Annotated in this window: 9 protein-coding genes; 3 read left to right on the forward strand and 6 right to left on the reverse strand. The window is 54.8% G+C overall.

The genetic code is table 11. The annotated features are described in order from the left end of the window. Window positions 1–234: 234 nt before the first annotated feature. From E2H98_RS09410 to E2H98_RS09425, 4 genes are read right to left on the reverse strand one after another with little or no spacing between them, the layout of a single operon-like run. Window positions 235–1,353 carry a VWA domain-containing protein gene (locus E2H98_RS09410; protein WP_133593951.1) on the reverse strand — a complete coding sequence of 373 codons (1,119 nt, stop codon included), beginning with the start codon at window positions 1,351–1,353 and terminating at the stop codon, window positions 235–237. Further along, complete coding sequence (locus E2H98_RS09415) at window positions 1,350–3,788, reverse strand: DUF5682 family protein (protein WP_133593953.1); 2,439 nt, start codon at window positions 3,786–3,788, stop codon at window positions 1,350–1,352. The genes E2H98_RS09410 and E2H98_RS09415 overlap by 4 nt, the downstream gene beginning before the upstream one ends. A gap of 21 nt (window positions 3,789–3,809) precedes the next feature. Beyond that, on the reverse strand, window positions 3,810–4,907 hold the full coding sequence (locus tag E2H98_RS09420) for an ATP-binding protein (protein WP_133593955.1): 1,098 nt from the start codon (window positions 4,905–4,907) through the stop codon (window positions 3,810–3,812). Window positions 4,908–4,913: 6 nt separating this feature from the next. Further along, window positions 4,914–6,770 carry a DUF4132 domain-containing protein gene (locus E2H98_RS09425; RefSeq protein ID WP_157591325.1) on the reverse strand — a complete coding sequence of 619 codons (1,857 nt, stop codon included), beginning with the start codon at window positions 6,768–6,770 and terminating at the stop codon, window positions 4,914–4,916. Window positions 6,771–6,926: 156 nt separating this feature from the next. Between E2H98_RS09425 and istA the strand changes: the two genes are divergently transcribed. Further along, window positions 6,927–8,453 (forward strand): IS21 family transposase, encoded by a 1,527-nt coding sequence (istA, locus tag E2H98_RS09430; RefSeq protein WP_425325201.1) that lies wholly within the window; start codon window positions 6,927–6,929, stop codon window positions 8,451–8,453. Further along, window positions 8,443–9,222 carry an IS21-like element helper ATPase IstB gene (gene istB / locus E2H98_RS09435; protein ID WP_133593992.1) on the forward strand — a complete coding sequence of 260 codons (780 nt, stop codon included), beginning with the start codon at window positions 8,443–8,445 and terminating at the stop codon, window positions 9,220–9,222. The genes istA and istB overlap by 11 nt, the downstream gene beginning before the upstream one ends. On the opposite strand, the gene E2H98_RS09440 is transcribed toward istB, so the two are convergent. Next, window positions 9,212–10,315, reverse strand: coding sequence for an NACHT domain-containing protein (locus tag E2H98_RS09440; protein ID WP_198325280.1), 1,104 nt, complete (start codon window positions 10,313–10,315; stop codon window positions 9,212–9,214). The genes istB and E2H98_RS09440 overlap by 11 nt on opposite strands. A gap of 6 nt (window positions 10,316–10,321) precedes the next feature. On the opposite strand from E2H98_RS09440, the gene E2H98_RS09445 reads away from it, so the two are divergent. Beyond that, entirely contained in the window at window positions 10,322–10,507 is a 186-nt protein-coding gene (locus tag E2H98_RS09445; protein ID WP_133593603.1) for a hypothetical protein, read from the forward strand. 228 nt (window positions 10,508–10,735) lie between these two features. Here E2H98_RS09445 and gyrB read toward each other — a convergent pair whose 3' ends face one another. Beyond that, on the reverse strand, window positions 10,736–13,174 hold the full coding sequence (gyrB, locus tag E2H98_RS09450) for a DNA topoisomerase (ATP-hydrolyzing) subunit B (protein WP_133593605.1): 2,439 nt from the start codon (window positions 13,172–13,174) through the stop codon (window positions 10,736–10,738). Window positions 13,175–13,190 lie beyond the last annotated feature (16 nt).

The raw sequence follows: 13,190 nt of genomic DNA on the forward strand, positions 1-13,190 counted from the left end.
GGCAGACAGCGGCGGCTGGGCAACTGCAAACGGCATGGGTTGGCCCACGCCGATCGAATTGAACCTCCTGCTCACCGAGAGCGACGACGAGCTTATCGTCTGATTCCACACTGATACTAATCGTCGCGGTTTCCAAATCTTTGTAAGCGCGACGCAACAAACCGCGGTTGGCGAGCGCTGCATAGGCCTCGTCATCGTAACGGCTTAACTGTTCCAGCAGGAGCGCACGCAAGCTCATGAAACGACTCTGACCAACCATTGCGCGAGTCGCTGCGGCGTTAATGCAGCGATCTCCATACCACAAGCGGCAAGACGCTCAGCCATTTCACGGTCGTAAAACGGCTGCGCCTGCGCATCAAGTGACGCCAACCCAAGCTGTTTAACCCGTGCTTCGGAAAGTGATTTGACTACCCGTAAGAGCTCACCGGGCGAGCCGCCTTCGCAGAAATCACTGACCAAAACCAAAACGGTACGATGCGGATTCTCCACCAATTGACGGCAGTAACGCATGGCTTGCGCAATGTCGGTACCACCGCCGAGTTGCACCTGCATCAAGACCTCGACCGGATCGTCAGCATAGCCAGATAAATCAACAATGCTGGTGTCAAATACCACCAGCTTGACGCGAAATGCCGGCAGTGCGGCAAGGATACCAGCCATTACCGCGCTATGAATGACGGAATCCGCCATGCTACCGCTTTGATCGACACAAAGAATAATGTCCCATGGCAGCCGCCGACTATTGCGCTCAAAAAACTTGAGTTGCTCAATTACCAGCTGCTGGCGATCCCGATCGTAGTGCTTGAGGTTACGTCGCAACGTGCCTTTAGCATCAAAGTTCTGTAGCACAGCCATCGGCGAGTGACGAAACCGATTAAGTCGTCCCGACAATGTTTGTCGAATTTCCGATTCCAGCTGACGTCGAATCTCTTCCACCACTTGACGAATAATTCGACGAGCAAGTGGCAACACCTCGTTGTTCAAATGACTGCGCAATGTCAGCAGCGTTCGCAACAATTGTTGGTTCGGCTCCAATCGTTCCAACGTTTGCGGATCGGTCACCAGCTCGGTCAGCCCGTAGCGATCCAGCGCATGTTTTTCAATAATCTCGATGGTGTCGCGCGGAAATAGCTCCCGTACTTCGGCTAGCCAGGTAACTAAGGTCAGCTGGGAAGCGTCCAACGAACCGGAACCCGGCTCCTTGCGCAATCCGCGACCGGCGTATTCACGACCATAGAGAAATTCGAGGGCCGCATCGATGCGTGCTTGCTCCGTCGATAATGCTTGTTGATGTGAAAGTTTTTGACCGGCGTATTTGCCCAACACCAGCCGCCAGCGATCGAGTCGACTCATGTCTCGCTCCAGTGGGCAAGGCCATCAGCGCGCATCAATGCTTTTAACTGGTGGGATAGTTCGAGGTGGCGTTGCAAATCTTGCGCATTGATTTCATAGTTGACCAGCGAGCCCAGCTCACGGCCTCCATGCAGGGCTTTAACCGCTGCGGCAATGCGGTCGGTTTCTTTAGGCGTCATTTCTGCAAAGGCAAGCCGAAGCTCAGGCAAGTTCGCAATAAAGTCGGAATCGGGCCATTGCGCCAGCAAGTCGTCGAGCACTTTCAGTAAAGCTGGTTGTTGCCAGGCGGCTTCTCGTGCGGTTTGCAATAAGCCACGTAAGAAAGCAACCGCCTCGCTTGCTTTCGCGAGCCCCTGTAGATGGCCTCGAACTACGGTTGCTAACGCTTCTTCATCCAGTCGGTTGGCGCCGTAACAAAGGCCAGTGGCGGCACCTCGAATCAAGGCGGCATCGTGTTCATGATGAAGAAATTCGATCATGTCCCAGTACAGAGTCTGATCCAGTTCGCCGCCGGCCGCACTCACAAGCAATTCACGCCATTGCACCAGCGCTTGTACGGCAGCTGCTGGTTCGCACTGGTTGCCACGTAGCTCCCGACCTAGAAACATGGCGCGCTCATAGGCGGCTTGCAAAAGCGTGGGTAATGCTTGCACATCGCGCGCTTCCAGTGGTTCGCGCGATTCCCATAGCAGACCGAGACAGCTCGCCGCTGCGGTAACAGAATCGAACGCCGCATCTTGACCGATAGCCTGCCGCAACATCGTAATGACTCGCGGTAGGTGATCATGAAGCCCAAGTACACAGGCATGATTCAAAAGCGCGGCGGCGGTGCGGGCACTGGCGGACTCACCTGCAGCTTGTAATTTGTCGAGCCGCGCAACAAAACGGTTTGCCACTGCCAATGGCAGCGTTACGCCATAGACGGAGGCTTCCACAAGCGCGGCCTCGGTTGCAGCGGAATGGCTATATTCCCAGTGTTCCTGTAGCCGATCTAAATTGAGTCCCGCGACAAAATCTGGCCCTCCGGTGCGCACGGCGAACGGCACACCCAACAGCGACAAACCATGCAGTAAACGGCTGGTTAGTCGATGCGCCGGCTTTCGGTAGATATCGAGTGCGCAACGGTGTGGTAAAGCATCATCGATCTTTAATCGCTGCAGCCGAGCACGGTAGCCAAAATCCTTTACTAACGGCGGCACGGCAGCACTCGGTGGAACCACACCCATCGCGGTGCCGGTAAACACCTGACGGGCCACCGCGTGCACCAACACACCGTCCGCATCGGCGTCGCCTTTGATGAAACAACTGGTCACTGCGTCGAGCACATCATCGCGGACCGGTGCTGGCCGTTGGCGTAGCTGTGCCAGTCGTAAACATTGTTCATAGGCCGCCGTTACCGCCGGTAACGGCAGCGCCAGCTGATGTTTACCCCGCAACTCGGTGGCCAGCGTCATCAGTACGTTTAATGCCGTGCTATTGCGCACCTCTGGTGATTCAGGTTGCAAGACCTTGTCGTATTTCAACATCAGTTGCCATAGCAACTGATGCCAACCCGGCGACGTCATGCCCGCGGCGTAACCGTTCAGTCGATCAAGTCGGTCAAAACTGTAGCGAATTAGCGCTGACGCGGCATCTTTAACTTCGCCACGCGCAAAGCTAGGTCGCGCCGGCGGTGCGGTCAGTAACGACGGTAACGCGACTGCATGAAATCCGCCGACGACCGCGACTACCGGCCCTTGATCGGGTTGGCGTTCCGCCAATGCTTGGCGAATATGCCACGTCATTTCTGCTTCGCGCAGTAAGGTGCCATCCGCCCGCAGCTCTTCGTCACTGCTGTCGAGCCTGGCGAGTTGGCAGTACGTCGTCATACGCGCGATATGTTCGTGAAGTGGTCGCATTCCTGCGGATACCTCGAACAAATGCTCCCATAACTCTTCATGGTCTCGGCAACCGAGTCGTGCAGCAAGCGCTTGCAGATACTGGCTGCGGCGGTAATGCTGCTCGTCGAGCAGCGAAGCGTTCTCTTCGCTGTCGTGCTCGCTGCTGAGCTGGCATTGTTCGGTAAATTCCAGGTCGATGAAGCGAGTGGCAATGCCGCGCGCATGCGCCTCGCGTATGGCGACCAATTCAGGTGAGTAATCGCAAAATGGATAGTAAGCCGCGCGACGTTGTTCGCCATCGCCGCCTGCTTTCTCACGAACGGCATAGGTGTAGATTGCCAATGGCATGCGTGCAGCGGGGTCGGTCAGCTGTGGCAGCAACGCATTGAATGAACGCGGCCCCTCCACCAGCACAACGGAAGGTCTATAACTCGCAAACAGTCTGCGCAGCTGCCAGGCACATGCCGGGCTGTGGTGCCGCACCGGAAATACTATGAGTTCCGGAGTAATCAACTGCTCCGCGAGCGCACGCAATTCGGCGGAAGTGGGCGACATCAGTCCGCTCACAACCAACGTTTAGCGGTCAAGTTCGCGACGAGCGTCAAGCACCCGCTGCCAATGGCGCTGTCGCTGGGCACGCTGCTTGATCACGACATCAAAATAATGGCGCAATTTTTTTCCATCATCCGGGTTGTCTTTCAACACCGTGCCGATCAATTGCCGGGCAATGTGGTCACCTGCGACCTCACCGTTACCAAAATAGTGAGCGTCCAGCGCGGCGGCATAACCGACCGCCACCGCCTCAGCGGAAGACATTACGGCGGTTGGTTTCTCCACGACAATACCTTCGGCAGTAACACCATTGCGCAAATCATGGAAGGTCGTCACCAGCAATTCGATGGCATCAGAGCTGAAATCGACGTCGATCTGCGCCTGTCGCAACAGTACTGCAGTTTGATCGCGCACCAACTGGGTTTCCAGCTTACGATCATTAATCGGCTTCACGGTTTCAAAATTGAACCGCCGCTTCAATGCACTGGACATTTCGTGGACGCCGCGATCACGAATATTCGCGGTTGCCAGTACATTGAAACCTCGCGCCGCGAAAATGGTCGCGCCTTCGTCTTTAAGTTCCGGCACATGCAAAACTTTGTCGGACAGCAGGCTAATCAGACAATCCTGAATTTCAGGCTGCACCCGTGTTATTTCTTCAAACCGACACAACCGGCCGTGCGCCATTGCCTCGTAAAGTGGCCCCGGTACCAAGGCCCGGGGTGAAGGACCTTCGGCGAGTAATAGCGCATAGTTCCAAGAGTATTTGATTTGATCTTCTGTCGTGCCTGCCGTGCCCTGTATCGTGCATGCTGAGTAACCGGAGATCGCTGCCGCTAGCAGTTCGGATAGCATCGATTTCGCCGTGCCTGGCTCACCGACTAACAATAAGCCTCGATTACTCATCAAAGTAACAATGCAGCGATCAATTAACGCATCATCACCGAAAAATTTTCGACTTATCGAAAGTTTGTCATCGCCCAGGATAAACGCTCGCACGGCTCGGGGTGAGAGCGTCCAACCGGCGGGTCGAGGTGATCGATCAGTTTTAGCCAATCGCGATAACTCTTCGGCAAAAACCGTTTCAGCGGGTGCGCGAAGGATTTCCATAGCAGCATTCATGATCAATCAGTACTCCGATTTCTTTTGCCATTCTGGGTCATAGCCAGAACCCTCGGCAGCAATCAAACGCAGATCGTTGTAGCACTCGGATAACAAAACGTTTGGCACGGTTGATAACCGCTCAGCACTGCGCTGCCACGCATCCCCTTGCGCGGAAACGAACGACATGTTGAGCAGTGCCACTGTTCGATTTTCCTCCGGCAACGGGTTGCCAGTGAATTCCAGCACGGCAATCAAACCAAGGGTTGGAAAGCGTTTTTCGTACACATGGAACCATCCACCGTCTTCAGCGGGGCCGCGGGTATAGCCGAGTTTCAGCGCGCGTCCGCGCAAGGCAAATGCCTCAATAAGATGCCCCTCGAAGTCGCTAATGTGCTGCGCTTTTTCCTTAGCGGCCGGTAAGGCATAGCTGCCTTTACCAAACTGCTGGAACAACGGGGTGATTTCGTAATCGATGAGATGCTGTTGCCACTTCGTAACCAACTCCGCGGGCAAATTACTGTCATGACTGACCCGGATTTGTGACGTCGAAGGCAGTTGTAGTTCGTTGTCGTCGCAATCGGTTAACGTGCCGTCGTCCAGCGGTCGAAAAGTGCCGATCACGGCGCCACCGTCGCTAGCTGTCCACACCAGACGTTGCAACAAACGGCGCATGATAGGGTGCTGGTTTAGATATCGGCTCCAATCATCAAACGACCACTCTCGCTCCGTACACAATGCTTCATAGAGTCGGCTGGACTGCAACTCGACAATTGTCTTGATTTCTTTTTTTGCGGCGGAAAAGGCCTTCTTAGCGTCACGTGCTTGTTCAGCATCATCATCTTGGCGAGGGTCCGGTAAGGCACTGATTTTCTTGCCGTCAGGATTCAATAGTTCAACCTTGAAGTCTGGCAGCAACCGCGCACTAAATCGGCGCTGGCCATAGCTCAAGTCAAGCACGCCAGTTTCATCAAACCCCGCTGATGGAATGGTCCGATCGGCCAGTTCCGCCAAGCTCCAACCTTTGCGCTCAGCGAGCGCTTCAGCTTGCCGTGTTGCTTCTTCTTGAAAACTCTTGGTGCGAAAGCGGTTGCCAACTGACAACATCAACTGCGTTGCCGAAGGATGCTCAATCCAGGCCAACATCGCAATCAACGCCTTCCCTTGCGCGGCGCGAGTGCCGTAATACTCTTTCAAATAACGGGCAACCGGCGCCGCCGCCCTTTCGGCTGCACAGGCTGCAGCGACCGCCAGCAATCCTTTGCTGCCAATAGCGGAACCCGCTGGCTGTCGTAGAAACCCGGGTAAGTAGATGGCCGTGAGCTCCTCCACTGACCGACCGAAATTGGGATCATCTTTATAATACTGTGGTGAATTTGTCATCCAGCCATGGACGGACTGTGCTTGGCTACTGGCACGTTTCATCGCCTCTTCGGCAGGAATCGGTTTGATGTCTTCAGCCAGCCAAGTTTCCAACACAAACTGTCCGAACGCCTCGCGGTCGCGCGGCAGGAACATCGCACAGTATTTACGCAACACGGCGTTCGGCTCAGCGGATTTTTGTTTTACTGCTTGCGCCAACAGCCAGCGGATTACGTCTACGTTTACGGGCTCACCGGAATCTTGCCAGCGAACCGTCGGCAGCGCTGACCAAGGAAACCACTCCAGATCTTTTGGTAATCCTTTGGCGAGCGACTTCTTTGCTTCTTTTAGAAGCGCTTCACGATCGAGATATTTCTCAACCGGCTGTCCAAGCAGCTGCAAGGTATCGAGCATAGCGCCTTTGGCAACATCATGTTTTTCCTTGCTAACCGCCGCCTCCAATGCCGTTATCGCTGGCGAATGTCGTAGCCGCCCCAACCACTGGGCCGCTATTGCACGCACTTCCGCCTTTCCATCGCTCAACGCTGTGATGATGCGCACCTCTTTCCCAGGTTGTTGATTTGCACCCAAAACTGACCCACTAAACTCCACGATTTGCATCGAAATTTGACCCACGTGTAACACTGCTCCGCAACGGGTTTGCGGGGGAATGAAGGAGTGATAGACGTGGCCTTATTGAGTGTGATCAGACGCTGGCATTTCCGTGAAGAAGTGCCGATCCGGGAGATAGCCAGGCGCACCGGCTTGTCCCGCAATACGGTGCGCAAATACCTGGTCAGTGACGTGGTAGAGCCTGCCTACCCGGCCCGTAAAAGCCCCAACAATCTGGATGACTACGAACCGACATTAACCAGTTGGCTGTTCCGCGAATCGCGCCGACATCGCAAGCAACGACGAACGGTGCGTCAGCTGCATCGGGATTTGGTCGCGCTGGGTTATACCGGTTCTTATGATCGGGTAGCGGCGTTTGCCCGGCGCTGGCGCCAATCGCAAGAAGACGCCAAGCGCGTATCCGGCAAGCATGTTTACGTGCCGTTGCAGTTTGCGCCCGGTGAGGCATTCCAGTTTGATTGGAGTGAGGACTGGGTGAAGCTGAACGGGGTCAGCACCAAACTGCAAATCGCCCACTTTAAGCTCAGTTACAGCCGGGCGTTTTTCTTACGCGCTTACCTGACGCAAGCCCATGAGATGTTGTTTGATGCTCATTATCACGCCTTCCAGGCCTTTGGTGGCGTGCCACGGCGTGGCATTTACGACAACATGAAAACCGCCGTCGACAAGATTGGTCGCGGCAAACAGCGGCAAGTCAATCAGCGTTTTCAGGCGATGGTTGGCCATTATTTGTTTGAGCCGCAGTTTTGTAATCCCGCTTCCGGTTGGGAAAAGGGCCAAGTTGAAAAAGCCGTGCTGGATGCTCGCCATCGGCTTTGGCATGAGGCACCAAGCTTCTCGTCTTTGGCCGAACTGAATCACTGGTTGGCCGCACGTTGCCAAAGCTTGTGGCAAGAAACCGCGCACCCTGAGTACCGGGCGCGTTCGTTAGCCGAGTGCCAGGCCGATGAACAAAGTGAGATGATGCCGGTACCGGCCGCCTTCGATGGCTTTGTTGAGGAAAGCAAACGGGTGTCATCGACCTGTTTGATTACCCATGAACATACCCGCTACAGCGTACCGGCCAGTTACGCCAATCGTCCCATCAGTCTGCGCGTTTATCCGGAGCGCTTGGTCATCGTCGCGGAAGCGCAGGTAATTGCCGAACACGTGCGGGTGTTCAATCGCGAGAAAAGCACGCCCGGGCGCACCATCTACGATTGGCGTCATTACCTCAGCGTGGTGCAACGTAAACCCGGTGCCTTGCGTAACGGCGCGCCGTTCACGAGCTTGCCGGAGAGCTTCCGCTTGCTGCAACACAAACTGCTCAAACGCCTCGGCGGCGACCGGGAAATGGCCGACATCCTGGCCTTGGTACTGCTGCACGATGAACAACTGGTCGAGCAAGCCATCCGCCACGCGCTGGAACTCGGTGAGCCGTCAAAAGCGCATGTGCTCAATTGCCTCCATCGTTTGCAACAACCGCCGCGACCAACGCCGTTGCAACCTCCAGCAGTCTTGAAGCTGGTCAACGAACCGGTGGCCAACACCGCCCGTTACGATCGTCTGCGGAGCCTGCGCCATGAACAGTGAAGGTCTCGTCAACACTCTTAAATCGTTAAAACTGCACGGCATGGCCGATGCGATGGCGACGCTCGCCGAGCAAGCGGCACCGGCCTACCAGCAAGCGCTGCCGGTATTGCAGATGCTGCTGAAAGCCGAATCCTCGGAACGCGATGTGCGCTCCATTCAATACCAAATGAAAGTCGCGCGCTTCCCGGTCTATCGCGATCTAACCGGCTTCGACTTTGCCCACAGCCAGGCCGATGAAGCGTTAATCAAAACCCTGCACCGCTGTGAGTTCCTGAAACAAGCGCAAAACGTCGTCTTGGTTGGCGGCCCAGGCACCGGTAAAACCCATCTCGCCACCGCTATCGGTGTGCAAGCGATCCAGCATCACCGACTGCGCGTGCGCTTCCTGTCCACGATCGAACTGGTCAACGCCCTGGAGCTGGAAAAGCAGCAAGGGCGACAAGGACGCCTCGTCAATCGGCTGCTGCATACCGATCTAGTGATACTCGATGAGCTCGGATACTTGCCGTTCAGTCAGGCAGGCGGTGCCTTATTGTTCCATCTGATCAGCAAACTCTATGAACGCACCAGCCTCATCATCACCACCAACTTAAGCTTCGCCGAATGGTCGTCGGTATTTGGTGACGAGAAGATGACGACAGCGCTATTGGATCGACTGACCCATCACTGCCATATCGTGGAAACCGGCAATGATAGCTATCGATTAAAACATTCGACCACCAACCAAGAGGAAAACAAACGAGACAGAAAACCAAAATCTACGCCATAATCGAACCATCAGGGTGGGTCAATTTTGCGTGCAAATCCTGGGTCAGTTTTAAATGCAAATCAACACCTAGTGTTGCCAACCAGCCCAGTAAGCCTCGGAGTTCATCTCGCACTATGGAGTTTGGGGCGATGATAGGTAGGCATTTGGGAAGTGTTAGAGGATCCTCCGGATCTGCTATGCGCCTTGAGAGATAGCTGGCGGCACAGTATTCAGCGACGATCTTGTGGACTGGATGATGTATAGCCGTTCGGTCTCCTGGTTTGAAGAGTCGAGTTGCTAGGATCCCGTCGGCTGCAATGTTGCTGCAAAATAGTGACGCCAGTAGGGGATACATCCGGTCTTCTGTCACTTCACTCGTACTAACACCATCAGCACCGGACAACAAGAGCTTAGCGAAAACCTCCGACGACAGCTCAACTTTGTGTGTGGTTGAGAGTGTGGGATTGGCTCTTGTTACATAAGCGTTGGCTTCCTTTGCCAAGCGTTCGACCGCTTGTTCAAAGATCGAACACTTATCAGCGAAGCGTCTTTGGCTCTCGATGTAAGCGTCAGCAAATAGTTTCAGGAATTGGGGATTTGGAAGAAGCGCATCCAGATCAAATCGAGCTACTTCAGTCTGGAACGCTGCAAAGTCCTCTCCTTGAATATGATGTTCAAAGATCGCCCGCTGTTCAGCCTCATCAAATTCGAACAGCCTAACTACCAGTGGTGTGCTCCCCAGAAATTCTTCAAATGCATTTGTAGCGGCGTTGTCCCACTCGCTGGATCGGCTCGAAATGATGAGGCACGTTGGTTTCGCATTCCTTGCCTTAGCGAGAAGCTTGTAAATACCTGATTGGTCGACTTTGGCCAATTCGTCAAAGGCATCTATTACGAGCGGTCTGTTTTGCAGGTCAGCGTCTGCGTATCCAAACACGCTTGCTGATACGCGAGACGTGCCCAGCTGCTGGGCAAGGCTTCCCATGAGCTCAGTTTTTCCGCCACCGGGTTCGGCCAAGACAACGAGGTATTTCGAAGCCGCTAGAAGCTCTTCTTCGGTGTATGTCCTGTCACTGCTCAGGAGCTTGCGTGGAAGGTAGAAATTCGAATTCATAGGAACATGGATAAAGCCTATTGCGCCGCACCAGATATGCTGGTGGCCAAGTTTTATGATTCGAACCACCCCGGCTGGCGCTTCCTGCTTATGATAGTACGGCAGTTTCGCCCAGCTTGGGCACAATATCAGCAGTTCGGCGCCATTGAACTAGCCAATCAATTACAAGGCCATTCTCGTAGTCGAGACTGACTAATCTTACGTCCGCTTCTGGCCGAAAGCGGACGTAAGCTAGAAGGTATCCTATAGTCGATTAGCAGTTAAAAGCCTTCGATTTTTCTGAAAATCGCCAGATTTACGAGAAGCGCTTAAGTTTCTGATAAATATGAAAAAAGCCCTTTCGGGCTTTTCTCATTTAGACGTCTATTCGGCTTAATTGTGAGATTTTTTCGGTCTTTCTCTGAGATCCCACAAATTTTCTTAAACGTCCAGATTTGCTACCGCAAGGGCGTTTTGCTCAATGAATTCTCGGCGTGGTTCAACGACATCACCCATTAACGTAGTGAACAACTGATCGGCGGCAACCGCGTCTTCGATGGTGACTTTCAGCATGCGCCGGACGTTGGGGTCCATGGTGGTTTCCCAGAGTTGTTCCGGGTTCATTTCGCCGAGGCCTTTGTAGCGCTGGATGTTCAGACCGCGTTTGGCCTGGTCCATCAGCCATTTCAGGGCTTCGTTGAAACGCTGGATTTCCTGTTTACGCTCACCGCGTTGTATGTAAGCACCCACTTCCACAACTGAGGCTATTTCTTTGCCGACTTCGGTCAGTTTGCGATAGTCGTTGGAGGAAAAGAAATCGCGGTCGAAGCGGTAGCTGGAATCAACGCCGTGGTGGCGGATGTGTACGTCCGGCAGGAACAGGTGGCGTTCGGCGTCTTCGGTGACTTCGACTTCATAACGAGTAGCGGAACCCGGAGCAGTGACCAGTTCTTCGGACAATAATTGGCACCACTGCGCCACCTTGTCTTTATCGGTCAGGTCATCAACGCTCAGTACCGGTAGCTCGATAAACAGCTCCATGACTTCAGCCGGATAGATCCGTGACAATCGGTCAATCTGGGCCAGTGCGCCGCGATAGGCTTTGACCAAACTTTCCAGGGCCGGGCCCTGAATTCCGGGGGCATCCTGGCTCGGGTACAGCGCCGAATCTTCCAAAGCCATATTGGTCAAGTAGTCTTCCAGCGCCTTGTTGTCTTTCAGGTATTGCTCTTGCTTGCCTTTCTTGACCTTATATAGAGGTGGCTGGGCGATATAGAGGTAGCCGCGTTCGATCACTTCCGGCATTTGCCGGTAAAAGAAAGTCAGCAGCAGTGTGCGGATGTGGGCGCCGTCGACGTCAGCATCGGTCATGATGATGATGCTGTGATAGCGGATCTTGTCCGGGTTGTAGTCTTCGCGGCCAATGCCGGTACCTAGCGCCGTGATCAGCGTGCCGACTTCCTGTGAGGACAGCATCTTGTCGAAACGGGCTTTCTCGACGTTCAGGATCTTACCCTTCAGCGGCAGAATCGCCTGATTTTTGCGGTTACGGCCCTGTTTGGCTGAGCCGCCGGCGGAATCACCCTCGACGATATAGAGTTCGGAAAGCGCCGGATCGCGTTCCTGGCAATCAGCGAGTTTGCCGGGCAGGCCGGCGATATCGAGCGCGCCTTTGCGGCGGGTCATTTCCCGGGCTTTACGGGCCGCTTCACGCGCGCGGGCAGCGTCGATCATCTTGCCGCAGATGGATTTGGCGTCCTGCGGATTTTCCAGCAGGAAGGTTTCCAGGGCTTCAAACATCGCCGTTTCAACGGCCGGTTTAACTTCCGAAGACACCAGTTTGTCTTTGGTTTGGCTGGAGAATTTTGGGTCCGGCACTTTCACGGAAACGACCGCGGTCAGGCCTTCACGCGAATCGTCACCGGTGGTCTGGATTTTCGCTTTCGCCAGCAGGCCTTCTTTTTCCATGTACTGGTTCAGACAGCGAGTCAGCGCTGAACGGAAGCCGGCCAAATGGGTGCCGCCGTCGCGCTGCGGGATGTTGTTGGTGTAGCAGAAGACGTTTTCGGCGTAGGAATCATTCCATTGCAGCGCCACTTCGACAGTGATCGGTGGTGCGCCTTCGACTTCACGGCTGAAATAGAACACGCCCGGATTGACGGCGGTTTTGTTCTTGTTCAGGTGCTCAACGAAGGCCTTGATACCGCCTTCGTAGCAGAAATGATCCTGTTTGCCGTGGCGTTCATCGACCAGCCGGATGGAAACGCCGGAATTCAGGAACGACAGCTCACGCAGACGCTTGGCCAGGATGTCGTAATGGAATTCGGTCTGGGTAAAGATGGTATTGCTGGGCTTGAAGCGGACCGTGGTGCCGGTGGCACTGGAGTCGCCGGTTGGGGCGATCGGTGCTTGCGGCACGCCGAGGTGATAGGTCTGTTCCCAGACATGGCCTTGGCGGCGGATGGTCAATTGCAGCACTTCCGACAAGGCGTTAACGACCGACACCCCTACTCCGTGCAGGCCGCCGGAGACTTTGTAGCTGTTCTGGTTGAATTTGCCGCCGGCGTGCAGGATGGTCATGACCACTTCGGCCGCTGAGACGCCCTCTTCCGGGTGCAGGTCGACCGGAATACCGCGGCCGTTGTCGGAAACCGAGACGGAATCATCCGGGTGTATGGTTACAACGATGTCGGTGCAGTAGCCAGCCAGGGCTTCGTCGATGGCGTTATCGACAACTTCGAACACCATATGATGCAGGCCGGTACCGTCATCGGTATCGCCGATGTACATGCCGGGGCGCTTGCGAACCGCATCCAAGCCTTTCAATACGGAAATACTGGAGGAATCGTATCCCGGTTTATTGTCGTTCTCGTTGCTCATACTCGTGCCAAAGCCC

It is taken from the genome of Permianibacter aggregans, assembly GCF_009756665.1.
Classification (GTDB): Bacteria; Pseudomonadota; Gammaproteobacteria; order Enterobacterales; family Permianibacteraceae; genus Permianibacter; species Permianibacter aggregans.